Raw genomic sequence first — 25,394 nt, 5'->3', positions numbered from 1 at the left:
GTGACTGCGACTGCTGAAGGGACGGCCGCACCTGCGACGGCCACCGGGCGTATCGCCCGGGTGACCGGCCCGGTCGTCGACGTGGAGTTCCCCGTCGACAGCCTGCCGGCGATCTACAACGCCCTGCACACCGACGTGACCCTCGGTGGGACGACCAGGACCCTGACGCTGGAGGTGGCTCAGCACCTCGGCGACAACCTGGTCCGCACCATCAGCCTCGCGCCGCAGGACGGTATGGTCCGCGGCGCCGAGGTGCGCGACACCGGCGCGCCGATCAGCGTTCCGGTGGGCGATGGCGTCAAGGGCCACGTGTTCAACACGCTGGGCGAGTCGATGGACGTCCCCACCTCGGAGCTAAACGTCACCGAGCGCTGGCCGATCCACCGTCAGGCCCCGGCCTTCGACCAGCTTGAGTCGAAGACCGAGATGATGGTGACCGGTATCAAGGTCATCGACCTGCTCACCCCGTACGTCCGCGGTGGCAAGATCGGTCTGTTCGGTGGCGCCGGTGTCGGCAAGACCGTTCTGATCCAGGAGATGATCACCCGTATCGCCCGCAACTTCGGCGGTGTCTCCGTCTTCGCGGGTGTGGGTGAGCGGACCCGTGAGGGCACCGACCTCTTCCTGGAGATGGACGAGATGGGCGTCCTCCCGGACACCGCTCTGGTGTTCGGCCAGATGGACGAGCCCCCGGGCACCCGTCTGCGCGTGGCCCTGTCCGCTCTGACCATGGCGGAGTACTTCCGCGATGTGCAGAACCAGGACGTGCTGCTGTTCATCGACAACATCTTCCGGTTCACCCAGGCCGGGCAGGAGGTCTCCACGCTGCTGGGCCGCATGCCCTCGGCCGTGGGGTACCAGCCGAACCTGGCCGACGAGATGGGTCTGCTCCAGGAGCGGATCACCTCGACCCGCGGTAACTCGATCACCTCGATGCAGGCGATCTACGTCCCCGCGGACGACTACACCGACCCGGCTCCGGCCACCACCTTCGCCCACCTGGACGCGACGACCGAGCTCTCCCGGCCGATCTCGCAGAAGGGCATCTACCCGGCGGTGGACCCGCTGGCGTCGACCTCCCGCATCCTCGACCCGCAGTACGTGGGCCAGGAGCACTACGACGTCGCCCAGCGGGTGATCGGGATCCTGCAGCGCAACAACGACCTGCAGGACCAGATCGCGATCCTCGGTATCGACGAGCTGTCCGAAGAGGACAAGATCATCGTGAACCGGGCGCGGCGCCTGGAGCGTTTCCTCTCGCAGAACATGTTCGTCGCCGAGAAGTTCACCGGCAACCCGGGCGTGTTCGTGCCGCTGGAGGAGACCATCGCCTCCTTCAAGGCGGTGTGCGACGGTGAGTACGACCACCTGCCCGAGCAGGCGTTCCTCGACGTCGGCAACATCGAGATGGCCGTCGAGAAGGCCAAGAAGCTCCAGGGCTAGTTCACGGTGGGGAGCGGGCGCTCGGGCGGCGCCCGCTCCCGTCGAAACCGCCCGCGAGCCGAAGGAGTTTGTGGCAGTGTCGAAGAAGCTTTACGTCGAGATCGTCTCCCCCGAGCACGAGGTGTGGGCGGGCGAGGGCGACATGGTCATCGCCAAGACCATCGACGGCGAGATCGGTGTGCAGCCCGGGCACGTGCCGGTGCTGGCTCTTCTGGCGCCGGGGTCGGTCGTCCGCATTCTCGGTGGCCGGGAGACCGGTGAGGTCCGCGCGGCGGCGCACGGTGGGTACATCTCCGTGTCCGACGACGACCGGGTCTCGATCCTCGCCGAGACCGCTGAGCTCGCCGAGGACGTCGACGTCGAACGGGCGCGCCAGGCGCTGAGCGACGTGGAGTCCGGTGGCGTCGGCCCGGAGGACACCGAGGCTCAGGCGCGCGCCGCGCGTGCGCGCAGCCGCCTGGAGGCCGCGGGCAAGGCGGCCTGAGGCCCGGGGACATGAGAGTGGGGGCGCAGCTGTTCGGCCAAGCGTGGTTTCAGATCGCGGAGTGGCTGTTCTTCGCCCTCCTCGTGCTGGCCCTTCTGGGGCTGGTCGCCGTGACCGTGCGCAGGTTTGTCCTGGAGCGCGGGGGCGGTGCCGTCGAGTGTTATCTGCGGACCGGTGCCGGTGATGATCCGGCGCCCTGGCGCATCGGGTTCGGGCGCTACGGGAGCGAGGAACTGCGCTGGTACCGCATCTTCTCTTTGTGGCCGCGGCCGACAGCGGAGCTGTCGCGCCGCGGTCTCGTCATTATGGGGCGTCGCGTGCCCACGCCCCGCGACCTCGCCGAGCTCACCTCGGATCTGGTCGTCATCGAGGTGGGGTGGTCGGCCGAGGACGGGACCGACCCCAAAGAGCCGGTCTATGAGATCGCGATGAGCGAGAGCGCCCTCACGGGATTCCTGTCGTGGCTGGAGTCCCTGCCGCCGGGGACGATCTGGCAGTCCTGAGGGCCGTGTGCCGCCGGTCGCCGGTGCGCCCCTCGGCGGGAGCCGGGGGTGCGGTTTAGGGTGGCCGCATGATCGTCGCATTTTCTGTGAGCCCGATGGGAACGGGCGAGTCCGTCGCCCCTGCCGTCGCCCGCGCGGTCCGCGTGGTGCGCGACAGCGGGCTGCCGAACCAGACCGACGCGATGTTCACCAGCGTCGAGGGTGAGTGGGACGAGGTGATGGACGTCGTCAAGCGCGCCGTCGAGGCGGCGGGCGAGGGCGCGTCGCGGGTGAGCCTCACCTTGAAAGCCGACATCCGCCACGGAGTCACCGACGGCCTGCACAGCAAGGTCGAAGCCGTGGAGCACGAGCTCCGGCAGGGCGGAAGCGGCTGAGGACGGCGCCGAACGCGGTCCCGGCCCGCCCGTGCCACGGGCAACGGGCGGGCCGGCCGGTGCGGGCCGCCGTTCCGGTCGGCGCCGTTGGTCGCGGCGCCGCGCGGGACCGCGGCGGGCGGGTCAGCGCTCGCCGCCGGGCTTCCACAGCACTTCGCTGCCGTCCTTACCGAGCACGCGGCAGAGCACGAACAGCAGGTCGGAGAGCCGGTTGAGGTAACGGGCGGTCAACGGGTTCACGCTCTCGCCATGGGCCTCGATCGCGGCCCAGGCGCTGCGCTCGGCCCGGCGGGTGACCACGCGCGCGGTGTGCATCAGCGCGACGGTGGGGGAGCCGCCGGGCAGGATGAAGCTGCGCAGCGTCGGCAGGTCGGCGTTGTAGGCGTCGCAGGCGTCCTCCAACCGCTCGACGTAGTCGGCCTCGACGCGCAGCGGCGGGTACTCCGGGTTCTCCACGACCGGACAGGACAGGTCCGCTCCGAGGTCGAAGAGTTCGTTCTGCACCCGGCCGAGCAGCGTCCGGATGTCGTCGGGGACGTCGCCGAGGGCGAGCGCGGTCCCGATGGCGGCGTTGGCCTCCTCCACGTCGGCGTAGGCGGTCAGGCGCGTGTCGGTCTTGGACGTCCGACTCATGTCGCCGAGGGCGGTGGTACCGGCGTCGCCGCCCCGTGTGTAGATCTTCGAGAGGACTACGGGCTTGTCGGAATCCTGTTTCGTCATGGCCCCAGATTAGAAGTGATCGCGCTGACGCGGTCGGCAGATAACCGTTCGGTCTCAGAGGGTGTCGTGTGATCGGCAGGCTGATACGTTGAGCACTGAACAAGCTACTGAGAGTAGTTGTTCAGGGGCTGAGTGGCCGTGGGACGTTCGACCGGGGGACCATCGGGGGACGGCCGAGGGACTGCGGCCCGTGGGGGGACGAGCCTCAAAGAGGGGGGAATGACCGGGGCCGCCGAAGGGGGGAGCGATCCCTGAGTCGGGGGGCTTGGGGACACCGCCCGTCTCCGGTTCGGGAAGGAGGGGAGCCCGAGCCGGTGGCGGACCCGGTCGGGAAGGAAAAACGCCCGTGGGCGAGGGGAAGGCCCCTCGCCCACGGGCGCCCAGCGCGGTCGGACGGTTACCGCAGCCAGTGGTCGCCCTGGCGATCGAACTGCATGTCAGCCTGGACCGGGGCCTGGAGCGTCCGAGGCGCGACACCGTTCACCGGAAGCGTGTTCTTGGAGAACCGCTCCACGGAGTAGGCGAGGGCGTCGGAGAGCTCATCCACCGAGTCCCAGTTGATGTTCTCGATCGTGTCGTCGGGCGTGTGGTAGTACGGGTCGAAGTCGGTTCCGGCGGTGCCGCCGTAGTATTCGACCTGCTTCTCGGTCTTCACGGAGTCGCCGCCGCTGAACAGGCCGCCCGACGGGATGTCGTTCTCCATGAAGGCGCTGTAGTCCGAGCGGCCGCTGAACTCGGTCGGCTCGGAGACCTGGTTCTTGGAGTCGAAGTAGTCCTCGAAGGTCTTCTGGATCGCGGCCGAGCCGGACGGCGGGGTCAGGGACCCTTCGAGCTCACCGCGGCCGTCGTAGACGAAGCGGCCGTAGTTGTTCGACCCGATCATGTCGAAGTTCAGATAGAGCGCGATGTCGTCGAGCTGCTTGGCGTTCAGGCCCTCCACGTACTTCGTGGACCCGATCAGACCCTGCTCCTCGGTGCCCCAGAAGGCGAACCGCACCTTGTTCCTCGGCTTGCCGAGCTTGGCGAGCTGCTTGGCGGTCTCCAGCACGCCGGCGGTGCCGCTGCCGTTGTCGTTGACGCCCGGGCCGTCCTCGACGCTGTCGAGGTGGGCGCCGACGACCACGACGTTGTCCTTCCGGCCGCCCTTGGTCTCGGCGATGACGTTGTAGGAGGACTCGGTCACGACCTCGGCGTCGACCTTGAGGTGCAGCTCCAGGTCCGAGCCCGCGGCCACCAGCTCGGCGCCGACCGCGTCGGAGGCGCCGACGACCGGGATGTCGGACAGCTCGCTGACCGTCCCGGCGAACAGGCCCTCCTGGTTGTTGTAGATGATCGCCCCGACGGCGCCGGCGTCCGCGGCGTTCTGCGTCTTGGCCGCGAACGTGCAGCCGCCGCGCTTGATGACGGCGATCGCACCCTCGGGGAAGGCGGTGAAGTCGTCGGCCGAGCAGCCGCTCTCGCCGCTGTCGGTGTTGACCGGCACTCCGGCGGCGGTCGCCTCGCCACCGGTGGAGTAGGTCATGGTGCTGAAGTCGTCCTCGTGGACGAAGTCCTTCGGCTCGGGCTTGGTGACCGAGAGCACCGGGTCCGAGTGCTGCTTCCACGAGTCGAACTCGAAGGTGTGCTTCTTCGGCTTGTAGCCGGAACGCTTGAGCTGGTCGATGACGTACTTGGCGGACACGTCATAGCCGGCGGTCCCACTGGCCCGGTTGCCGCCGTTGTATTCGGCGATGGTCTCCAGGTTCTCCATGTGGGCGCGGACATTGTCGACCGTCACGAGAACGGGCAGCTGGGCCGTGTCGGCCTGCGCTGCTGCCGGGCCAAGCCCCATAACCAGGGCGGCGGCGATGGTGGTACCACCGGCCAGCAGTCGTCTGCGTGCGGTGTGTGCACGCCGGGGGGATCGTCCAGATTCTGGCTTGCGCACGATGGCCCTTCTGACAGGCGTCCACCCATGCGGGGTATCGGGAATGGACGCGAATGGTGAGAAGTACCGTGCAGCCTGTCAGGTCGGGATACTGCGGATCAAGGTGAGGCACACGGACTTGCCACAATCAGCCATACCCCTTACGCGCGGGGTGGGTCATGTGGTGTTATGGACGATTCACGCCTGATCGTCCTAGTACGGGGGTGTGCTGCCTGCCACAGATCGCCGGGCGCTCGACTACATTGGCGGTGCGGCACGTCCGGTCAGCCGCAGCCCCGAGCCCGGCGCGAAGGAGGAGCTTTGTACATCCCTACGGTGTGGCCGAATGTTCTCCTCGGCGCTGTCCTGATCGTGGTGGGGGGCGCTTTCGTCGTCCGACGCGGGCGCTGGCGATCGAGAGAGGCCACTTCCCGCACGAATAGGACGTTTCTGGAGTGGCTCCCCGTGGCCATGGGCTTGATGGTGGTACTGGCGGAGGCGCCGCGCCTCCTCGGGGCTCCGACGGCGGCGGTGACGGTCACCGATACGGTCGCGCACGCCTGCGGATTGGTCGGGATCGTCCTGTTGGCCAGGGGCACCGCCCTTCTCATCATCAGGGGTGTCAGGGCGATCACGCGTGGAACGCCGAGTCCGCGACCGCACTGAGTCCGAGACAGGTCGACCCTTGCGCGCGAAAAGGCCGTCTGCCCCGAACCAGGGCAGACGGTTTCTCATTTCTGGGCGCCCTTACTGCTCGCCCAGGTAACAGTCCATACGGGTGGAGTACAGGCCATTTCCACCGCGAATCTGAGTACAGGGTTGGGCGCTCGCCCCGAAAAGGTTGAACTTGTACTGAGTGGCCTTTCGGATTTCCCATCCGACATCTCGGGTGTGGTACTGCAGAACACCTTCATATTCGTTGCCCAGGTGCCCCTGGCCACCGACGTTCGAGACGCTGTGGCTGGTGACGCGACTTCCGTTGTGGCACCAGTTCAGCTGCATCCAGGTGTCACCAGTGTTGAGTCCGAGGTCATACCACTTGTCGTACTGGTAGTGGTACCAGCACCCGGCCGCCGGAGCGCCCTCGGTGCCCGGGTCGTTTCCGGCTGCGGCGATCTTCTCGGCGCCGGGTCCCATCTCCTGGACCTCCGGAGACGTCGGCGAGAGTTTGCCGAAACGGCTCACGGCGGTCTTCGCGGTCCAACTGTCGAGAGACTCCTGGAAGAGCTCGCGCTCCCTGGTCGACAGGTCCCGCACAGCGGCCTCTCGGTCATCGGCCGACCAAACCTTCTGGGAGACCGCTTCGCGCTCCTCCTGCCGTGTGGGGCCGTCGTCCGCTAGCGCGGTACCAGGGAGGAGCGACATTGCGATCAGGGGTGCGGCGGCAGCGGCCATGACGGACTTCAACGTGATATTCACTTGAAAACCTCCAGTACGCAAAAGCGTATCGGTGGCGGCGCCGATCAACAGGAACTCGTAGATACGGGCTCGTGGTGGAATGTGCACGTCGCACATTTCTGTCGGTGGCCGCAATATCACGGAATGGCGATCGGCGGTGTGTTGGGTGAATCTACCTCTCGCTTATGGGTGTGTAAACCCAAAAATGATCGAGCAATAACACGTTTTTCAATTTGGGAAAAGTAGTAGGCCGCTTCTGGTCAGCTGTTGAACTGGGAACGTGTCGCCGCCCTTCCGTGCTGTTCGGGTGCAGCTGCGTACGGCCCGTCCCGCGGGGGCACGCTGCCGCATCGGCGTGAGCCACGACGCCGCGCGGATATTTCGGGCCTTCGCCGGTGTGCGGCCCCGCTCCTGGTTAGCTACGTGCCGTAGTTGATTGATTGCGGTCGAGTCGGTGTCGGCTCGGTCCCACGGCCCTGCGGAGTCTGAGTTGCGTCCCTACACCCGCCTGTCCCTTGCCCTTGGAACGGCGTTCGCCCTGTTCGTCCCGGCGGCTCTGGCCGAGGCCGCCGCCGTCGCACCGGCGGAGGCCGAGCGGCCGGCCGCCGCCGCGGTCGCCACCGACTGCCCCGTCCTCGACCCGCCGCCGAGCCAGGAGGACCTCGACCGCTACTTCTGCGGTGACCCCCGCCTCGGCCCGGCCGAACTCCCCGACGACGGGGTCGTGGGGGACCTGATGCGCGGCTACCAGCGACTGGGGCGCCTCTCGCCGACCGAGTTCCTGGACAGGCACCGGGAGGCCTACACCGACCCCAGAACGGGTGAGGACAAGGAGAGCTGGATCTACCCCGGCCGCAAGGGCTTCGCCGTTGTCGGCGGCGAGGTGCAGAGCTACGAGGTGGAGGTGGCCGCGGGCGTGATGCTCGACCGGTTCGGCTCCCCCTGGGGATCCTTCCTCGCCCCGGCCGGCACCCCCTACACCCAGCGCTCCCTTCCGCCGGACTCCCTCAACACCTGGCCCGGTGGACCGGTCCACAACTACCGCTGCTACGAGGTCCTCGACGCGTTCAACGCCGAGATCGGACCCATCGCCCCGGCCTTCGAGCAACCGGGCGGAGGCGACCAGCTCTACCTCGACCCCGCCCTCGTCCCCGAAGCCGAGGGCCAGGGCCACCTGGGCGTGGACTCCCTGGTGAAGTGGGGCTACGTCGAGGACCGTCCGGCCGAGGACTGCGCGGTGGCCGAACGCTTCGGGCTGGCGGCCTGAGCGAGGCCGCCGAGCGCGGTCAGAACAGGCGGGGCGTGTCCGGTTCGATGCCGCGCAGTTCGTCGTAGTCGAGGGTGACGCAGTCGATGCCGCGGTCGGTGGCCAGCACCCGCGCCTGGGGCTTGATCTCCTGGGCGGCGAAGATGCCGTGGACGGGCTTGAGGGCCGGGTCGCGGTTGAGGAGTTCGAGGTAGCGGGTGAGCTGTTCGACGCCGTCGATGTCGCCGCGGCGCTTGAGTTCGACGGCGACCGTGGCGCCCTCGGCGTCGCGGCACAGGATGTCGACCGGGCCGATCGCCGTGGGGTACTCGCGGCGGATCAGGGTGTAGCCCTCGCCGAGGGTGGTGATGTGTTCGGCGAGCAGTTCCTGGAGGTGGGCTTCGACACCGTCTTTCTGCAGCCCCGGGTCGACGCCGAGCTCGTGGGAGCTGTCGTGCTGGATCTCCTCGAGCGTCAGCACCAGCTTCTCGCCGGACTTGCCGTGGGTGACGGTCCAGACGGCGCGGCCGTCGTCATTGGTCGACTCGCGCACCGAGCACGGCGGGTTCATCCAGTTCAGCGGCTTGAAGGCGCGGTCGTCCGCGTGGATCGACACCGAGCCGTCGGCCTTCATGAGGATCAGCCGCGGGGCCATGGGCAGGTGGGCGGTGAGCCGACCGACGTAGTCGACGCTGCAACGGGCGATAACAAGACGCACGAAACGTCACGCTACCGGCATCGCGGGACCGGTTCGGTCGGAATGGGAGAGGACGGGAGCGGTCCGTCGGGTGGATTTCATCCCGGGGGTGGCGGAGGACGCAAATGAAAACTATTTTCATGTGGCGGCGGGGGTAGCAAGCTGTGGCCCTCGCGTCCCGTGACGTCGTACGTACCGGGATTTACCGTCACAAGAGGTGCACGGAACCCAATGGTCGGCGCATCCGCCGGTCGGTCCTCGGGTTCCGTGGCCGCCTGTCACCGAGAGATGTAAGGACTCACATGTCGCTCACGGTCTCACCGGAACTGCTCGACAAGGCGAAACAGGGCCCCATCGACAACGCCGACTTCATCGACTGCATCCGCACGTCCCTGCCGTACGCCTGGAGCGTCGTCAGCGGGCTCGCCGAGCAGGCGACGGCCAGCGGCGCCGACTACGAGGCCAACGAGGTGCCGCCGCCCAGCGAGGCTGAGCGGGGCCAGCTGCTGCGCCTGGTGGCGAGCGACGCCATGCGCGCCGCCGTCGAGCGTCACTTCGGCATGCGTATGGCCTTCCAGAACTGCCACAAGGTGGCGCTCTTCCGCAACGACGCCGACGCCGCCTACGAGGAGTTCGTGACCCCCCGCTCCCAGCTGCTCAACCAGTCGCCGGAGCTGGTCGACTGCTGATGGCCGGTGCTGACGACCGGCGATAGGGACACCGATCGCCGGTAGCCGTACCGATCGATCCCGCCGACGGTCGTGGGCGGCCGGGCCCCGGTCCGGCCGCCGCGCGCGTCAGCTGAGCGCCGCCCGCACCTTCGGCAGCACCTCGGAGCCCAGCCGGGCGATGTTGCGCAGCACCGCCTCCGGATCGCCCGCCCCCTCCACGAGCAGGATCAGCTCGTCCGCGCCGGACACCCGCGCCTGCTCGGTCAGCCGCTCCACACAGTCGTCCGGCGCCCCCACCGCGTGCGTGTCGACGAGGAACTCCGCGTACCGGTCCGGGTCCCGCTGGGGCCGCTGCCTCCCGTCCAGCGGCAGGTAGCTCGCCAGCCCCGGCCGCAACCAGCGCGGCAGCGCCTCCAGCAGCGTGGCGCGCGCCTCCTCCCGGCTGTCGGCCACGTGCGCGACACCCGTCACCACATGGCCGCGTACCGGCCCTTCGGGCGCGTGCGCGGCGTGGTCGCGCAACAGCCCCGCCTGCTCCCGAGGGGTCAGGTGCATCCCGATCAGTACCGGCAGCCCCAGCCGCGCGGCCAGCCGAAGCGTGCGGTCCGACGACGCCGCGACCATGACGTCCGGGCGCGGACACGTCCGCGGCCCCGGCACGATCTCGACCTCACGGAACCCGAACGTCGCGCCGTCGGCGCGCATCCGCCCCCCGCCCAGCGCGGCCAGCAGCACATCCAGCGACTCCGCGAAGCCGTTCTCGTAGCGGTCCAGCCCCGTACCGAACACCTCCAGGTCGACCCAGGGTCCGCCGCGCCCCACACCCAGCCGGAACCGGCCGCCGGACACCTGGTCCAGCAGATTGGCCTGCTCGGCGAGGTCCACCGGATGCCGGGTACTGAGTACGCTCACCGCGGTACCCACGCTGATGCGGTGGGTACGCCCGAGGACGAATCCGGCCAGGGTCGCGGCCGACGGGCAGATCCCATAGGACATGAAGTGGTGCTCGGCGAACCACACGCTGTCGAACCCCGCCTCCTCGGCGGCGACGGCGGCGTCCAGCGTCGACTCCAGCACCCGGGTGTGGTCCCGGCCGGGGAACTGGGCGGCCGGGAGGAACGCTCCGATACGCATGGTGGCATTCTGGTCGCGATACCGTCCGCTCGTCGCGCGAACGAGCGGATTACTCCGGCCCGTGGCCGACATTTCTGGACGAGATCCCAATAAGTACCCGCCGGTAAGAGCCGGTTCGGGCACCCCGTAAGGTGAGTCACATGGTGCAGGAATTCAAGAAGGTCGGAGTGGTCGGGCTCGGAACCATGGGCGCCGGCATCGTCGAGGTGTTCGCCCGGGCCGGGTTCTCGGTCACCGGCGTGGAGATCGACGACGCCGCGCTCGACCGCGGCCGCGGCCACCTGGAGAAGTCGCTCGGCCGAGCGCTGAGCAAGGGGAAGATCACCGAGGAGGAGCACGCCGCCATCCTCGGTCGTCTGGTGTTCACCACCGCCCGCGAGGACCTGGCGGACGCCGACTTCGTCGTCGAGGCCGTCCCCGAGCGCATCGACATCAAGCGGGACGTCTTCACCGACCTCGACCGGATCTGCCCGCCGGGAACCATCCTCGCCACCAACACCTCCTCGCTCTCGGTCACCGAGATCGCGGCCCTGACCAACCGCCCGGACAAGGTCGTGGGGCTGCACTTCTTCAACCCCGCCCCGGTCATGAAGCTGGCCGAGATCGTCGGTACGGTGCTCACCTCGTCGGGCACGACCGAGATCGCCTCCGAGGTCGCCAAGCGCATCGGCAAGACCCCGGTCGTCGTCTCCGACCGGGCCGGGTTCGTCGCCAACGCGCTGCTGGTCCCCTACATCAACGACGCCGTCAAGGCCTACGAGCACAAGTTCGCCTCGCGCGAGGAGATCGACGAGTCGGTCACCAAGGCCGCCGGGTTCCCCATGGGCCCGCTGACGCTGGCCGACCTCGTCGGCCTGGACGTCTGCCTGGCCGTCATGGACGTGCTGTGGGAGGAGTTCCGCGAGTCGCGCTACGTCGCCACCCCCTTGCTGCGCCGCATGGTCGCCGCGGGGCTGCTCGGCCGCAAGACCGGCCGCGGGTTCTACGACTACTCCGGGGCGGACAACCCCGCCGAAGAGCTGCCGCAGGGCGCCCTCGCCACGCAGCTGCGCGACGAGGGCAACGACGACTACGACCTGGCCGGGCTGCTGCTCGTCCCGCACATCAACGACGCCATGCGCATGGTCGGGGAGGGCTACGCGACCGCCCAGGACGTCGACACCGCGATGCGGTTCGGCTGCGGCTACCCCAAGGGGCCGGTGGAGCTGCTGGAGGAGATCGGTGTCGAGAAGGTCGCCGAGGACCACCTCCAGCTGACCAACAACGGGCTGATTCCCTTCTCCCTGCCCGCCCCGCTGATCCTCGACAAGCTCCCCGAGCTCGAGGAGGACGACGAGGGCTGCTGCCAGGGGTCCGCGCAGTCCTAGGCGCCGATGTCGTGATCGTGGGGGCCGGCCCGACCGGGTCGGCCCTGGCGGTACGGCTCAGCGACGACACCACCCCGGGTGCGGCGCGCTCCGTCCAGCTGCTGGAGGCCGGACCGGCCCCCGCCACTTGCGACGCCGTCCCGCCGGAGGTGCTGGACGGGACCCGGATGGCCGCCGCTCGGCCTGGCCACGCGCTGAACTGGTCCTTCACCGGGAAGGTCGCCCCGGGCACGCGGCGTCCCGTGCCGCGCGGCCGGGTGGCCGGAGGGTCGGGCGCGATCAACGGCGGCGTCTTCATCCGGGGCACCCGCGAGGACTTCGACGCGATCGCCGCGCTCGGCCACCCCGACTGGTCCTATGAGCGCGTGCTGCCCTCCTTCGCGGCGGTGGAGCACGACCACGACTTCGCCGGTCCGCCGCACGGCCGCCGCGGCCCGGTGCCGGTCCGCCGCACCTTCCCCGGATCCGCGTCCCCGCTCACCGAGGCGTTCTGGGCGGCCTGCCGCGGCCTGGGATACCCGTGGGAGCCCGACAAGAACGCTCCGGGGCCGCCGGGCGTCGGCCCGGTTCCGGTCAACGTCGTCTCCGGGATCCGCCACAGCGCGCTCCTCACCCACCTGCTGCCGCACGCCGGACGGCCCCACCTCACCGTCCGCGGCGGCGTCCTCGTCCGCCGCATCCTGTTCGCGGGCACCCGTGCCATCGGGGTCGAAGCCGAGACCGAGGGCCGGGTCCAGGTGGTCCGGGGCGACGAGATCGTGCTCGCGGCGGGCGCGATCGGCTCGGCGCGGCTGCTGCTGCTCTCGGGCGTGGGCCCCGCCGATGAGCTGGCGGACCTGGGGATCCGCGTGGTGCACGGCGCCCCCGCCGTCGGGCGGGCCGTGACCGACCACCCGGGCGTCGCCGTGGGCATCACCCCCGTCCCATCCGCTGTCCCCGCCGCCCGGACCGCCGTGGTGGAAGCGGCACTGCACGCGGTCTCGACCGCCGCGGACGAGGGCACGGGCGCGCGCCGCGACGGCGACCTGGAGATCATGCCCTACACCGCGCCGTTCACCGAGCTGATCCCGGGCGGCGCCGGGACCCCGCCGGGCGAGGTCGCGTTCGGCGTCACCCTGCTGCGCACCGCGAGCTCAGGGGCGATCCGCCTCGCCTCCGCCGATCCGCACGCCCCACCGCTCATCACCTACCGGCACCTCACCTCGGCGGCGGACCGCGCCCGACTGCGGGAGGGGGTACGGCGCTGTGCGGAGATCCTCACATCGGCGCCGCTGCGCCGCCTGACGGCGTCCTACGGCGGCCCGCCGGCCGCCGTCCTCGGCTCCGACCGCGCCCTGGACACGTGGATCGGGGAACGCGTCTCCACCGCCAACCACCTCTCGGGCGGCTGCGCGATGGGGGAGGTCACCGACGCCCAAGGCCGCGTGCACGGCGTGACGGGCCTGCGCGTCGCCGACTCCTCGATCCTGCCCCGCGCCCCCTCGCGCGGTACCGCGGCCACCGCCGCCATGATGGGTGAACACCTGGCACGTTCGTTCCCCCCTACCCTGGAATCGTGAGCCCGCGCCGTAACAGCCCCCGCCGCAAGGATTCCCGTGTTCAGCCGCCCGACGAGGATGCGCTGATGCTGCGCGTCACCGGTGGCCAGCGCCGGGAGACGGGCGCCGACGGAGAGTGGGTCATCCGGCGCATCAGCGGTGCGGCCGCCACCAAGACCTACCGCTGCCCCGGCTGCTACCAGGAGATCCCGGCCGGGATGCCGCACGTCGTGGCGTGGCGGCCCTACGGCGACGGTGAGGACCGCCGCCACTGGCACTCCTCCTGCTGGGAGCGGCGCGGGCACCGCGGCGTCCGGATGCCGCGGCGCTGAGCCCCGACTCCGCTCCCGACGCCGATCATCCCCATTCCCGATCCGATATCGAGGACCCATGGACATTCGCGCTGCCACGGTGCTGCCCGCCGACCGTCGTCCCATCACCCTGCATACCGCCGACGGCCTGGAGCTCGTCGGTGAGCTCGCGCTCCCGGAGTCCGGCGCGCCGGTGGCGACGCTGGTCTGCCTGCACCCGCTGCCGACGCACGAGGGGATGATGGACAGCCACGTGCTGCGCAAGGCGTCCTTCCGGCTCCCGGCGCTGGCCGACGTCGCGGTGCTGCGCTTCAACACCCGCGGCACCACCTCGCGGCACGGGACGAGCCAGGGGTCGTTCGGCGACGGCGAGACGGAGCGCTACGACGTCGCCTCCGCCATCGAGTTCGCCGAGTTCGAGGGGCTGCCCCATCCTTGGCTGCTGGGCTGGTCGTTCGGCACCGAGCTCGCGTTGAAGTGGGGGCGCGACCCGGAGGTGGAGGGCGCCATCCTGCTCTCGCCGCCGCTGCACCGTGCCGATGACTCCGACCTGGACGGGTGGGCGGAGTTCGGGCGTCCGCTGGTGGCGCTGGTGCCCGAGTTCGACGACTACCTGCGCCCGGCCGAGGCGCGCGAGCGCTTCGCCCGCGTCCCGCAGGCCGAGGTGGTCGGTGTGGACAACGCCAAGCACCTGTGGGTGGGGGAGCCCTACGTGCGCACGGTGCTCGACGAGATCGTGAAGCGCGTCGCGCCGAAGGCGTACCCGCTGCCCACCGACTGGGACGGTCCCGCCGAGCGCGACACCGTCTGAGGCGCGGAGCCGGGCCGCCGTATGTGGGGGAGACCCCGGTTGACGAGCTGTTTCGCCGAATCGTGGGCCGCCTGAGGTGCCGGAACTTACGTTCGGCGAAAAAGTTGAATATTACACCAATCGCCTCGGAGAGCGTACCTGCCTCCGGGGTGATTTTTGTGTGACATGCAAACGCTGGTGTGTGATTCAAAACACCTCTACCTTGCTGGGGAGAGCAACGCGGCCGAGCGCCGTACCGCCGCACCGCCACGCCAGCAGCCGTCGAGAGGGGTCTGAGACTTATGGTCGATCCATCGCGAGGATCACCCGACCACACCAGCACAGGGGGGCGGGCCGCCACCGACAGGGCGGTGGCCATGCGTGACGATCCACGATTCGTGGAGCTGAAACGGCGCCTCAAAGTGTTCATCTTCCCGATGAGCATCGCGTTCTTCGCCTGGTACCTGCTCTACGTCCTGATGTCGGCCTTCGCCCGCGACACCATGGCCATCGTCCTGTTCGGCAGCGTCAACGTCGCCCTGGTGTTCGGCCTCCTCCAGTTCGTCACCACGTTCGGCATCGCGTTCATCTACGCCCGGTACGCCGCGCGCCGCCTCGACCCCCTCGCCGAGGAGCTCCGCACCGAGCTGAACGGCGCGGGCGCCGGCGCGGTCGCCGCACCCGGCCCGGCGGATAACCTGGCCGACGACCTGGCCGACGACCTGGCCGACACCGGACCCGCCGCCTCCGGGATGAAGGGGGCCGACGAATGAGCCCCGCCCCCGCGGCCGCCGTGAGCGCGGCCACCACGACCGAGACCATCGCGGGCGGCGGCGAGCGCCTGGCCACGATCGTCCTGTTCCTCCTGTTGGTCGGGGCCACACTGGGCATCACCGTGTGGGCCAACCGCCGCACCAAATCGGCCACCGACTACTACGCGGGTGGCCGCGGCTTCTCCGGGCTGCAGAACGGGATGGCCATCGGCAGCGACTACATGTCCGCGGCCTCGTTCCTCGGCATCGCCGGAATGATCTCGCTCTTCGGCTACGACGGGTTCCTCTACTCGATCGGCTTCCTCGTCGCGTGGCTGGTCGCCCTTCTCCTCGTCGCCGAGCTGCTGCGCAACTCCGGCCGCTTCACCATGGCCGACGTCATCTCCTACCGGATGCGGCAGCGCCCGGTGCGCACCGCCGCGGCGGTCTCCACCGTCACCGTGTCGGTCTTCTACCTGCTCGCCCAGATGGTCGGCGCGGGCGCGCTGATCGCCCTCCTGCTCGGGATCCAGGAGGGGGAGACCTTCCTCGGTCTGAGCGCGGACGCCGCGAAGGTCGGCGGCATCGTCATCGTCGGCCTGCTGATGACCCTGTACGTCACCCTCGGCGGGATGAAGGGCACCACCTGGGTGCAGATCATCAAGGCGGCCGTGCTCATGGGCGGCGCGGCCCTGCTGACGGTGCTGGTGCTCGCCGTCTACGGGTTCGACTTCGGTGCCCTGATGGGCGACGCCGCCCGCTCCAGCGGCCAGGGGCAGGCCTTCCTGGAACCCGGGCTGCGCTACGGGGTCGAGGTGGACGGCGACGCGTGGGCGACGCTGTGGAGCAAGCTCGACCTCGTCAGCCTCGGCATCGCCCTGGTGCTGGGGACGGCCGGGCTGCCGCACATCCTCATCCGCTTCTACACGGTCCCGGACTCCAAGGCCGCCCGCACCTCGGTGAACTGGGCGATCGTGCTGATCGGCGCCTTCTACCTGATGACCCTGGTGCTGGGCTTCGGCGCGGCGGCCATCGTCGGCCGGGACGCCATCATGGCGCAGAACGCGGCCGGGAACACCGCGGCGCCGCAGCTCGCGCAACAGCTCGGCCTGCAACTGGGCGGCGGTGCGGTGGGTGCGCTGCTGCTCGCGTTCATCGCGGCCGCGGCGTTCGCCGCCATCCTGTCCACCGTCGCGGGGCTGACCCTGGCCTCCTCGTCGTCGCTCGCGCACGACTTCTACGCGAACGTGCTGCGCAGGGGCCAGTCCTCGGAGCGGGAGGAGGTCCGCGTCGCCAGGATCGCCGCCATGGGGATCGGCGTGGTCGCGATCATCCTGGCGATCTTCGCCCAGGGGCTGAACGTCGCGTTCCTGGTGGCGCTGGCGTTCGCCATCGCGGCCTCCGCCAACCTGCCCTCGCTGCTGCTGAACCTCTTCTGGAGGCGCTTCAACACGACGGGGGCGGTCGCCGGGATGTACGGCGGGCTCATCGCCGCCGTTGGGCTGGTGTTCTTCTCGCCGGTGGTCTCGGGCAAGGTCCACCCCGAGACGGGAGAGAGCATGTCGCTGTTCCCCGCCGGGATCGACTTCGCGTGGTTCCCCCTGGAGAACCCCGGGCTGGTGTCCATTCCGGCCGGATTCCTCTGCGCCGTCATCGGCACGCTGCTGTCCAAGGAGCGCGACGATGACCGGTTCGCCGAGATGGAGGTGCGCGCCGTCACCGGGGGCGGGGCGCACTGACGTGAGGGCGGTGCCCCGGCCGCTTCGTCGGCGGTGACGCCGGTCCGACGCACGACCCACAGAACGACCGGAGGCCCGGCCCCTGCTCAGGGGCCGGGCCTCCGGCGGTGGCGTCCGTTGCTTTTGCGGCTACGGACGATGACTCACGCGCGTTCCCGCCTCCGTGTGCCTGGCACAGGCAGGCGGGGTGCCGGAGTCGCTACTCCTGCCACCAGTCCTCGTCGTCGCCGCCCTTGCCGGACTTGGCGGGGACGGCCTGCTGGGACTGCTGCTGCTTGTTGTTGCTCTCGATGGCCGCGGGCTCCTGGGCGGCCGGGGCGGCAGCCTGGGCCGGGGGTGCGGCAGGCGCGCCGCCTCCACCCAGCAGCTGACGCAGCTGGTCCATGTGGGACTGGATGCCGTCGCGCTGGCGGCTGAGTTCGTCGACCTCCTGCTGCGCGGCGGTCATGATGCGGTCGGCCTCGGCCTTGGCGTCGCTGACCAGGTGCTCGGACTTGCTCTTGGCCTCGGCCGCGATCTGCTCGGAGGTCTTCTTGGCGTTGGCGACGACCTGCTTGGCGTGCTGCTCGGCGTCGCGGCGGGTCTGCTCGGCCTGCGAGCTCGCCTTGGTGGCGCGCTGCTCGGCGCTGGCGGCCCGCTCCTCGGCCTCCGAGACCAGCTTCTGCGTGGCGGCCTGCGCGGCGGCCAGGCGCTCGGCGTCCTGACGTTCCGCCTCCTCGCGGCGACTGGCCAGCTGGATCTCGAACTCGGCCTCTTCCTGCGCCCGCTTGGCCTCGCTTTCCTCAACGGCGCGCTGGGCCTGGGCGCGCATCTCGTCGGCCTGACGCTTGGCGGTCTGCAGCGTCTCGTCGCGCTCGCGCTTGGCGGACGCGCGGGCCGTCGCGCACTCGCGCTCGGTGGTGGTGCGCAGCTTGGCGATCTCACCCTCGAACGTGGCGCGCTTCTCGGCGATCTCGTGGTCGACCGCCGAGCGCTTCTTCTGCACCTCGCGCTCGGTGGTCGAGGTCAGCTCGTCGGCTTCGCGACGGGCGGTCGTGCGGATCTCCTCCGCCTCGGTTTCGGCGCCCGTGCGCATTTCGTCCGCCTCGCGCTGGGCGGTGGTGCGCAGATCGGTCGCTTCGTTCTCGGCGGCGGCCCGCATTTCGGCGGCTTCGATCTTGGCCGCGGACTTGATGTCATTGGCCTCGGCGCGTGCACCCTGAACAAGCTCGGTGGCCTGTTCCTCGGCGAGCCGGAGCAGCTGCTCGATGCGGGCGCCCAGACCCGAGTAGGTCGGGCGCTCCTGCTCCTGGATCTGGCGCTTGGCCTCGGCGAGCTCCTTGCGGTTGCGCTCGACCTCTTCATGGGCCTGGCTGAGCTCGTTGTGCTTCTGGCCGATGTACTCCATGACCTGGTGCCGGTCGTAACCACGCAGCACCACGTCGAACTCGGTGGCTTGAGTGCCTTCCTCGAAGAAATTGCTGAGCTGGGCTTCAATATCTGGCGACGACATGTGGCGGAATCCTGAACGGGTGACGAGACGGCTACGTATGCGGAGATTGTCGTTTGGAGAGCCATGAGGTGGCGTGGAGGACGGCTCCTCGCACCTCGAATCGGCGGTAGCACTTCCCCGGGAAGGGTACTCCGCGAGGTCCTTCCGCGTAGGGATGTTCACTCCATTGATGTCAAGGTTTGCTCAATGAAGGCGCATGCCGCGAATGTTCGACCCGCCTCGACGAGTCTGCATACGTACGGGGGGACAGATGCCGCCGACGATCCGAGTCCGGCGACTAGCAGACTTTATCAAGCTCAGGCCTTTTCGGAAGGGCCTTTCGGTTGGTTCCTGCCCAGGTCTGCGGCCCTGGTCGGGTCGAGACGTGCACCGACACGTGGAGTGACGGTTAGATCACGTTAGCGTGATAACGCGTGCGCGCGCCATCTTTCGAACTTCTAGGCGTGTCCGTCCGGTTTCGCGGCGGACTCGACCAGTTCGGTCAGCACCCCACCGCAGTCTTTCGGGTGCAGGAAGGTGATCAGCGAGCCCATGGACCCGGTGCGGGGATCGCCCAGCACCCGGACTCCGCGCTCGCCGACAGCCGCGGCGGCACCGGCGACATCGGCGGTGCCGAACGCGATGTGGTGCACGCCCTCCCCACTCTTGGCCAGGAACTTCGCCACCGGTGAGTCCGCACGGATCGGCTCCAGCAGCTGCAGGTAGCTCGCGCCGCCGTCGTCGGTTCCGTTGATCCGCAGCATCGCCTCCCGGACCCCCTGCTCCTCGTTGGTCTCCGTGTGGGTGACCTCGAAGCCGTAGGTGTCCCGGTAGAACCGCGCGGTGGCATCCAGATCGTGACAGGCGATGCCGATGTGGTCGATACGGGTGAACGCAGGCACTGCCGTGGACCTCCCGGAAAGTGGGTGAAGGACGTATATGTATGGTGACAGACCAGGTGTTGTGAGCGAACGGGCGAACAGCCACAAGAACACACATGGAGGCGCACCCAATGCCCGGATCCGTCATCGTCAGTGGAGCCCGGACACCCATCGGGCGACTGCTCGGGTCACTCACCGGCTTCCAGGCCGTGGACCTCGGCGCCATCGTCATCGAGGAGGCGCTGAAGCGGGCGGGGATCCCCGGCGACCAGGTGGGCTACGTGGTCATGGGGCAGGTGCTGCAGGCCGGCGCGGGGCAGATCCCGTCGCGCCAGGCCGCGGTGAAGGCCGGTATCCCGATGAACGTCCCCTCGCTGACCATCAACAAGGTGTGCCTGTCGGGCCTGGACGCGATCGCGCTCGCCGACCAGCTCATCGCCGCGGGCGAGTTCGACGTCGTCGTCGCGGGCGGCATGGAGTCGATGACCAACGCGCCGCACCTGCTGCCCAAGTCCCGCCAGGGCTACAAGTACGGCTCGATCGAGATGCTCGACGCCACCGCGCACGACGGCCTCACCGACGCGTTCGACAACGAGTCGATGGGCGCCTCGACCGAGCGGCACAACGCGCGCCTCGGCATCGGCCGCGCGGAGCAGGACGCCTTCGCCGCGCGCTCCCACCAGCTCGCCGCCGCCGCCACCAAGGACGGCCGGTTCGCCGACGAGATCGTGCCGGTGAGCATCCCGCAGCGCAAGGGCGAGCCGCGCGTCTTCTCCGAGGACGAGGGCGTGCGCCCGGAGACCACCGCCGAGAGCCTCGGGCGGCTGCGCCCCGCCTTCGACACCGAGGGCACCATCACCGCCGGGTCCTCCTCGCAGATCTCCGACGGCGCCAGCGCCGTCGTCGTGATGAGCCGGGCCAAGGCCGAGGAGCTCGGCTGCGAGATCCTCGCCGAGATCGGCGCGCACGGCAACGTCGCGGGCCCGGACAACTCGCTGCAGTCCCAGCCGTCCAACGCCATCAACCACGCGCTGGGCAAGGCCGACAAGCAGGTGGGCGACCTCGACCTGATCGAGATCAACGAGGCCTTCGCCAGCGTGGCCGTCCAGTCCATGCGCGACCTCGGCGTCTCCGAGGACATTGTCAACGTCAACGGCGGCGCCATCGCGCTGGGGCACCCCATCGGCACCTCCGGCGCCCGCATCGCGGTCACCCTCATCCACGAGCTGCGCCGCCGCGGCGGCGGCCTGGGCGCGGCCGCCCTGTGTGGTGGCGGCGGCCAGGGCGACGCGCTGCTGCTCCAGGTGCCTGGCGCCTGACCCGCGCTTCGCCGGGTACGGCATCGGAGAAGCGGGCGTTCGGCGAGGCCCGAAATAATCGCTTTCCGGTGTCGTACCCGGCGCGTAGGTTGCCGGGCATGAGCGACAGCGAAAGCAAAGAGCGCACCTTCCCCCGCCCCCTGACCGACACGGAAAAACGCGTTGTGGCCGCGGGCCGAGCGGCCGAGCGCGAGACCCTCGAAGCGTTCCTCGACTACCTGCGCGCCGCCGTCATCGGGCGCGCGAGCGGGGTGAGCGAGACCGACGCGCGCCGCCGCCTCGTCCCGTCCAAGACAACGCTTGCCGGAATGCTGAAGCACCTGGCGGTGGTCGAGCGCAGCTGGTTCCAGCACTACCTGCTCGGCCGCGAGAAGGCCGAACTCGGCATCGACTTCGAGACGCCTGAAGACGACCCGACCTGGGACCTCACCGACGACGACACGCTCGACACGCTGATCGCGGACTACGAGCGCGCCTGCGCCGAGTCCCGCGCGGCCGCCGCCGACCTGCCGCTGGAACAGTCCTTCACCCACCCGCAGATCGGTGGGCTCTCGCTGCGCTGGATCTACGTGCACATGATCGAGGAGACCGGCCGCCACGCCGGGCACGCCGACATCCTGCGCGAGCAGATCGACGGCACCTCCGGCTTCTAACCGGACCGGCTTCCAACCGGGCCAACACAGCGGCGCACGACGCGGCGGGGGACCTCGTGTGACGGGGCTCTCCCGCCACTTGCGATACTCGGCGTCATCGGATCTTTGGCATCACCAACGATCCGGCACGGAGCCTTCAACGCCGAGGAGTCGCATGCAGGCCCCCGAACTCGTCGACCGTATGATCCAGGGAGACCGCCGCGCTGTCGCGCGGGCGATCTCCCTGGTGGAGAACGCCGCCCCGCAGCTGCGGGAGATCATGGCGGGGCTCGCGCCGCACAGCGGCGGCGCGCGCATCGTGGGGCTGACCGGGTCGCCTGGTGTCGGAAAGTCCACCTCCACCAACGCGCTGGTGAAAGCGCTGCGGGCGCGCGGCGAGAGCGTCGCTGTGCTGGCCGTCGACCCCTCCTCGCCGTTCACCGGCGGCGCCCTGCTCGGCGACCGCGTCCGGATGCAGGAGCACGCGACCGACAGCGGGGTCTTCATCCGCTCCATGGCCAGCCGCGGACACCTGGGCGGCCTGTCCTGGGCCACGCCGCACGCGCTGCGCGTGCTGGACGCGGCGGGCTTCGACGTGATTCTCGTGGAGACGGTGGGCGTGGGCCAGGCCGAAGTGGACATCGCGCGGCACGCCGACACCACGGTGGTGCTCTGCGCACCCGGGATGGGCGACAGCGTCCAGGCGGCCAAGGCCGGGGTGCTGGAGATCGCCGATATCTTCGTGGTGAACAAGGCCGACCGCGAGGGCGCACGCGTCACCGTGCGCGAGCTGCGCCAGATGGTCGGCCAGGTGGAGCGGGCCCCCGAGGAGTGGAAGCCGCCGATCGTCAGCACCGTGGCGGCCAAGGGAGGAGGCGTCGAGGAACTCCTGGAGCGCCTGGACCAGCACCACGCCCACCTGAAGGACAGCGGAGAACTCGACCGCCGCCGCTTCGCGCGCGCCCGCGAGGAGATCGAGGCGATCGTGATGAGCGCGCTGCGCGACCGACTCGCCGACATCCACGGCCACGCCGGGCTGGACAAACTCGCTGATGCCGTCGCCACCGGCCACGGCGACCCCTACACCGCCGCAGACACCCTGCTGTCCGCCCTCGACCGCTGATCACTTCGGTCGGGCCTGCTGGGCGGCCTTGTCGGCGTTCTTCCTTTCCGGTGTTCTTGGGTGAAAAGCGGCACCGACGGCGGAGGGGCTCGGGGCGCCGGTCGTCTCAGAGGATGCGGCCAAGCGGAGCGGCGGCCCGCCCCACCGGTCTCCTCCCGGGTGGAGCAACGAAGGCGGCGGCGATGAGGCGGGGGTGGGGAGCCCCTGTCGGCTCCTGGGCGGGGCATGCGGGTGGCCCAGACGTCGGATTGCTGGCCGCCGGGCGCCGTGTATGCCCGGTTTGCCACAAGTTTCCCGCGATGATCATGGCGATTGTTGGGATAAAAGGGACACAAACGAAGAGAATCCCCGTGATCATCGCCAAAAGGGGGCTGCGACAGGAGAGTGCTCCCGCATCGCGGAAGGCGCCTCACGCGAAGCGAGAAGACTACCCCCGCGCCGCGAGCCCCCGCCCCGCCGCACTCGACCGCTGAGCGCGTCCCACCCCGCACAGCCCGTTGATCTCGGGGATATCGACCGAATACTCGCCGATATTCGGTCGATATCCCCGAGATCAACGAAAAGAGGGGCCGTCCCGCCCGGGTGCACTCCGGGCGGGACGGCGTCAGGTGGCGGCCCGCCGCACCGGGCCGCCACCGGGGGGAGGACCTGCGGGGCCGGGAGGGGGTGGCCCCGGATCCTCTTTCGGGGTGGGTCAGGAGCCAAGCGCTCCGTGGAGCGCCGACATCAGGGAACCTTGGGCGTCGTCGCCGTCGAGCGACCACACCATGTTGCCGCCGAGCCCGCGCTGCTGGGTCCAGGCGGCCTTCTGCCGCATCGCGGTCTCGTCGTCGTAGGTCCAGAAGATGTCGCCGTTGTACAGCCAGGCGGTTCCGGCCGCGTCGTCCCGGTGCAGCGTGTACCCCTGGTCGACCAGGTTCCGGACCCGCTTCCAGTCCTCATACCCGTCCTCGTAGGTGCCGGGGGCGGGTCCGCTGGCCTTCTGGAACAGTCCGTCGCCCCGCGGTCCGGGCTCGACGCCCTGCCAGCCGCGGCTGTAGAACGGCACGCCGAGAACGAGGTCGGCGGGGTCGGCGCCGCGGTCGACCCACGTGTCGATGGCGATCTCGCTGCTGAAGAACCGCGGTCCGGGATCACCCTCGACCAGGACCAGGTTGGACTGGTGGTTGGTGATGTCCTCCCAGGCGCCGTGGAAGTCGTAGCCCTGCACGGTGACGAAGTCGAAGTTCGGCATGATCTTGGGGACCTCGAACCCGGCGTCGACCTTCTCCGGGTCGGCCGGCATGAACGAGGTCAGCTCGAACTCGCGCCCGGTCTCGGATTCCAGGGCGTCCAGCTGGGTGCGGAATTCCTGGACCAGGGCGGTGAAGTTCTGCTTGTCCTCGGGGCGGACGATGTTGTCCGGGTGCCCCTCGGAGCCCGGCCACTCCCAATCCAGGTCGATGCCGTCGAAGACGCCGTAGGCGGCGCCGGGGCCGCCGGCTCCGTCGAACACGGGCAGGTTGCCGCGCAGGAACATGTCGATGCACGAGGAGACCATCCGCTGGCGGGACTCGGGTGTGGCGGCGGCGTCGGAGATGTACTTCGACCACGTCCAGCCGCCGATGGAGAGGTTGACCTTCAGGTGCGGGTACTTCTCCTTGAGCTCGCGCAGCTGGTTGAAGTTGCCGCGCAGGTCCTGGTCCCAGGTGTCGCCGACACCGTCGACGCTCTCGTTGGCGCGGAAGGAGCGCCCGTAGTCGGCCCACGCGTCGCCCTCACCGGCCTGGTTCGCCTGGAAGCACTGGCCGTTGGCGTTGATGTTGGCGAAGGCGTAGTTGATGTGGGTCAGCTTTTCGGCCGTGTTGCTGGTGTCGATGTTCTTCACCAGGTAGCCGCGGGCGTAGATCCCCCACTGGGTGAAGTAGCCGACCCGGCGCTGCCCGGCCGGGGGTTGGCCGCCGTCGTCCTCCTTGGCGGTGCGGGCGGTGACGGCCGCGCTGGCGTCCGACCGGTTGCCCGCGGTGTCGAAGGAGCGGACGGTGAAGGTGTAGGCGGTGTCGGGGGACAGGCCGCTGACGGTGCCGCTGGTGGAGCCGCCGATGACGGTGCGCACGACGGTGCCCTCGGCGTCGGCGATCTCGTATCCGGCCACGTCCACATTGTCGGTGGAGGAGGCCCACTCAAGGGTGACGCTGGTGGCGGTGGTGTCGCGCACGCCGACGTCGGTGGGCGTGCTCGGCGCCTCGGTGTCGCCCTCGCCGGGGTCTCCGGCACACGGCGCGTCGTTGAGCGTGCAGCCGACCGGATCGGTGTCGCCGCCGGAGAAGGACCCGTTGAAGCCGATCTGGTAGGTGCCTCCGGCGGGAACGGACGCCCCCCAGCTGGGCGGGGTGAGAGTGTAGTCGGAGCCGGACTGCTCCATCGTGGCGTTCCACAGGCTGGAGACGCTGGCGCCGGAGGGGAGGGTGAACCGGATGGTCCAGTCGTCCAGGGCGGTCGAGGACTGGTTGTCGATGGTGAACTGGCCGCTGTAGCCGGTGTCCCAGCGCGACCCCTCGGTGTAGATGACGGTGACACCGGAGGGGGCGGCGGAGGCGGGGGCCGCGATGAGGGCGAGGGGTGCGACGAGGACCGTCACGATCGCGGCGGCGAGCCGGCCTCGTAGGTGGGGGGTTCTCACGTTGCTGCATCTCCTGCTGCGTAGGACCTATGGGGGATGGGAGATGTGCTGGTGTGGACACCAATTTTTAGGAAACTTAACTATTAGTTTTGTGAACGGTCAACGACACGCGCGCCCCTTTTAAGTCCCCGAACGCCAGAGTGACAACGTGAACATTTCCTGGTGATGGGAAACCCAGGTAGCGGGCTGGATCGGGGTCCGCGTAGGCGCTGTGGCCAATGGTGGCCAGTCAG

At 69.6% G+C, this 25,394-nt stretch carries 23 protein-coding genes and 1 pseudogene; 16 read left to right on the top strand and 8 right to left on the bottom strand.

All coding sequences use genetic code 11. The annotated features are described in order from the left end of the window. The 4 genes from atpD to CDO52_RS23130 all read left to right on the top strand — a co-directional run bounded on the left by atpD (position 1) and on the right by CDO52_RS23130 (position 2,804). On the top strand, positions 1-1,443 hold the full coding sequence (atpD, locus tag CDO52_RS23145; RefSeq protein WP_026126220.1) for a F0F1 ATP synthase subunit beta: 1,443 nt from the start codon (positions 1-3) through the stop codon (positions 1,441-1,443). A gap of 76 nt (positions 1,444-1,519) precedes the next feature. Further along, entirely contained in the window at positions 1,520-1,927 is a 408-nt protein-coding gene (locus CDO52_RS23140) for a F0F1 ATP synthase subunit epsilon (protein WP_017620915.1), read from the top strand. 11 nt (positions 1,928-1,938) lie between these two features. After that, positions 1,939-2,430: a DUF2550 domain-containing protein gene (locus CDO52_RS23135; RefSeq protein WP_017620914.1), complete on the top strand. Its 492-nt coding sequence runs from the start codon at positions 1,939-1,941 to the stop codon at positions 2,428-2,430. A 68-nt stretch (positions 2,431-2,498) separates the two neighbouring features. Next, positions 2,499-2,804 carry an MTH1187 family thiamine-binding protein gene (locus CDO52_RS23130; protein ID WP_083920071.1) on the top strand — a complete coding sequence of 102 codons (306 nt, stop codon included), beginning with the start codon at positions 2,499-2,501 and terminating at the stop codon, positions 2,802-2,804. A gap of 123 nt (positions 2,805-2,927) precedes the next feature. Here the strand turns inward: CDO52_RS23130 and CDO52_RS23125 are convergent, their stop codons facing one another. Together CDO52_RS23125 and CDO52_RS23120 are read right to left on the bottom strand one after the other, a co-directional pair. Beyond that, positions 2,928-3,524 carry a cob(I)yrinic acid a,c-diamide adenosyltransferase gene (locus CDO52_RS23125; RefSeq protein WP_017620912.1) on the bottom strand — a complete coding sequence of 199 codons (597 nt, stop codon included), beginning with the start codon at positions 3,522-3,524 and terminating at the stop codon, positions 2,928-2,930. 397 nt (positions 3,525-3,921) lie between these two features. Continuing rightward, positions 3,922-5,451 carry a M20/M25/M40 family metallo-hydrolase gene (locus CDO52_RS23120; protein WP_083920070.1) on the bottom strand — a complete coding sequence of 510 codons (1,530 nt, stop codon included), beginning with the start codon at positions 5,449-5,451 and terminating at the stop codon, positions 3,922-3,924. A 300-nt stretch (positions 5,452-5,751) separates the two neighbouring features. Here CDO52_RS23120 and CDO52_RS23115 point away from each other — a divergent pair, with 300 nt between their 5' ends. Beyond that, complete coding sequence (locus CDO52_RS23115; protein WP_017620910.1) at positions 5,752-6,096, top strand: hypothetical protein; 345 nt, start codon at positions 5,752-5,754, stop codon at positions 6,094-6,096. Between the two features lie 81 nt (positions 6,097-6,177). On the opposite strand, the gene CDO52_RS23110 is transcribed toward CDO52_RS23115, so the two are convergent. Then, positions 6,178-6,936, bottom strand: a complete 759-nt coding sequence (locus CDO52_RS23110; protein ID WP_198345780.1) for a hypothetical protein — start codon at positions 6,934-6,936, stop codon at positions 6,178-6,180. A 382-nt stretch (positions 6,937-7,318) separates the two neighbouring features. Between CDO52_RS23110 and CDO52_RS23105 the strand changes: the two genes are divergently transcribed. Then, on the top strand, positions 7,319-8,095 hold the full coding sequence (locus CDO52_RS23105; protein WP_094932697.1) for a TNT domain-containing protein: 777 nt from the start codon (positions 7,319-7,321) through the stop codon (positions 8,093-8,095). Positions 8,096-8,114: 19 nt separating this feature from the next. Here the strand turns inward: CDO52_RS23105 and nucS are convergent, their stop codons facing one another. After that, positions 8,115-8,792, bottom strand: coding sequence for an endonuclease NucS (gene nucS / locus CDO52_RS23100; RefSeq protein ID WP_017620907.1), 678 nt, complete (start codon positions 8,790-8,792; stop codon positions 8,115-8,117). Between the two features lie 281 nt (positions 8,793-9,073). Between nucS and CDO52_RS23095 the strand changes: the two genes are divergently transcribed. Beyond that, positions 9,074-9,460, top strand: a complete 387-nt coding sequence (locus CDO52_RS23095) for an SCO5389 family protein (RefSeq protein ID WP_017620906.1) — start codon at positions 9,074-9,076, stop codon at positions 9,458-9,460. A 108-nt stretch (positions 9,461-9,568) separates the two neighbouring features. On the opposite strand, the gene CDO52_RS23090 is transcribed toward CDO52_RS23095, so the two are convergent. Beyond that, the gene (locus CDO52_RS23090; RefSeq protein ID WP_017620905.1) at positions 9,569-10,576 is read right to left on the bottom strand and encodes an LLM class flavin-dependent oxidoreductase; all 1,008 of its coding nucleotides are present in this window, start codon (positions 10,574-10,576) and stop codon (positions 9,569-9,571) included. 140 nt (positions 10,577-10,716) lie between these two features. On the opposite strand from CDO52_RS23090, the gene CDO52_RS23085 reads away from it, so the two are divergent. The 6 genes and pseudogenes from CDO52_RS23085 (at position 10,717) to CDO52_RS23060 (ending at position 17,073) form a co-directional block, all read left to right on the top strand. Further along, complete coding sequence (locus tag CDO52_RS23085; protein WP_017620904.1) at positions 10,717-11,943, top strand: 3-hydroxyacyl-CoA dehydrogenase; 1,227 nt, start codon at positions 10,717-10,719, stop codon at positions 11,941-11,943. 11 nt (positions 11,944-11,954) lie between these two features. Continuing rightward, on the top strand, positions 11,955-13,502 hold the full coding sequence (gene mftG / locus CDO52_RS23080; RefSeq protein ID WP_198345779.1) for a mycofactocin dehydrogenase MftG: 1,548 nt from the start codon (positions 11,955-11,957) through the stop codon (positions 13,500-13,502). Continuing rightward, positions 13,499-13,813 carry an ATP/GTP-binding protein gene (locus tag CDO52_RS23075; RefSeq protein WP_198345778.1) on the top strand — a complete coding sequence of 105 codons (315 nt, stop codon included), beginning with the start codon at positions 13,499-13,501 and terminating at the stop codon, positions 13,811-13,813. The genes mftG and CDO52_RS23075 overlap by 4 nt, the downstream gene beginning before the upstream one ends. A gap of 58 nt (positions 13,814-13,871) precedes the next feature. Then, the gene (locus CDO52_RS23070) at positions 13,872-14,603 is read left to right on the top strand and encodes an alpha/beta hydrolase (protein WP_017620901.1); all 732 of its coding nucleotides are present in this window, start codon (positions 13,872-13,874) and stop codon (positions 14,601-14,603) included. A 281-nt stretch (positions 14,604-14,884) separates the two neighbouring features. Continuing rightward, positions 14,885-15,247, top strand: a pseudogene (locus CDO52_RS23065) (DUF485 domain-containing protein); the annotation flags it as partial. A 104-nt stretch (positions 15,248-15,351) separates the two neighbouring features. Then, positions 15,352-17,073 (top strand): solute symporter family protein, encoded by a 1,722-nt coding sequence (locus CDO52_RS23060; RefSeq protein WP_017620899.1) that lies wholly within the window; start codon positions 15,352-15,354, stop codon positions 17,071-17,073. 199 nt (positions 17,074-17,272) lie between these two features. On the opposite strand, the gene CDO52_RS23055 is transcribed toward CDO52_RS23060, so the two are convergent. Beyond that, positions 17,273-18,565 carry a DivIVA domain-containing protein gene (locus CDO52_RS23055; protein WP_017620898.1) on the bottom strand — a complete coding sequence of 431 codons (1,293 nt, stop codon included), beginning with the start codon at positions 18,563-18,565 and terminating at the stop codon, positions 17,273-17,275. A 437-nt stretch (positions 18,566-19,002) separates the two neighbouring features. Then, the gene (gene mce / locus CDO52_RS23050) at positions 19,003-19,446 is read right to left on the bottom strand and encodes a methylmalonyl-CoA epimerase (protein WP_017620897.1); all 444 of its coding nucleotides are present in this window, start codon (positions 19,444-19,446) and stop codon (positions 19,003-19,005) included. A gap of 110 nt (positions 19,447-19,556) precedes the next feature. Here mce and CDO52_RS23045 point away from each other — a divergent pair, with 110 nt between their 5' ends. The 3 genes from CDO52_RS23045 (at position 19,557) to meaB (ending at position 22,499) form a co-directional block, all read left to right on the top strand. Continuing rightward, a complete protein-coding gene (locus CDO52_RS23045) occupies positions 19,557-20,744 on the top strand; it encodes an acetyl-CoA C-acetyltransferase (RefSeq protein ID WP_017620896.1) in 1,188 nt (395 codons plus the stop codon). Positions 20,745-20,842: 98 nt separating this feature from the next. Beyond that, positions 20,843-21,397 carry a DinB family protein gene (locus tag CDO52_RS23040; RefSeq protein ID WP_017620895.1) on the top strand — a complete coding sequence of 185 codons (555 nt, stop codon included), beginning with the start codon at positions 20,843-20,845 and terminating at the stop codon, positions 21,395-21,397. Between the two features lie 154 nt (positions 21,398-21,551). Continuing rightward, positions 21,552-22,499 (top strand): methylmalonyl Co-A mutase-associated GTPase MeaB, encoded by a 948-nt coding sequence (meaB, locus tag CDO52_RS23035; protein ID WP_017620894.1) that lies wholly within the window; start codon positions 21,552-21,554, stop codon positions 22,497-22,499. Between the two features lie 694 nt (positions 22,500-23,193). Here meaB and CDO52_RS23030 read toward each other — a convergent pair. Beyond that, positions 23,194-25,161: a glycoside hydrolase family 18 chitinase gene (locus CDO52_RS23030; RefSeq protein ID WP_094932695.1), complete on the bottom strand. Its 1,968-nt coding sequence runs from the start codon at positions 25,159-25,161 to the stop codon at positions 23,194-23,196. Between the last annotated feature and the right edge of the window lie 233 nt (positions 25,162-25,394).

Origin of the sequence: Nocardiopsis gilva YIM 90087 (assembly GCF_002263495.1) — a bacterium.
GTDB classification, from domain to species: domain Bacteria; phylum Actinomycetota; class Actinomycetes; order Streptosporangiales; family Streptosporangiaceae; genus Nocardiopsis_C; species Nocardiopsis_C gilva.
Note: the sequence above shows the minus strand (reverse complement) of the source record. Positions and strands in the feature narration are given on the sequence as shown.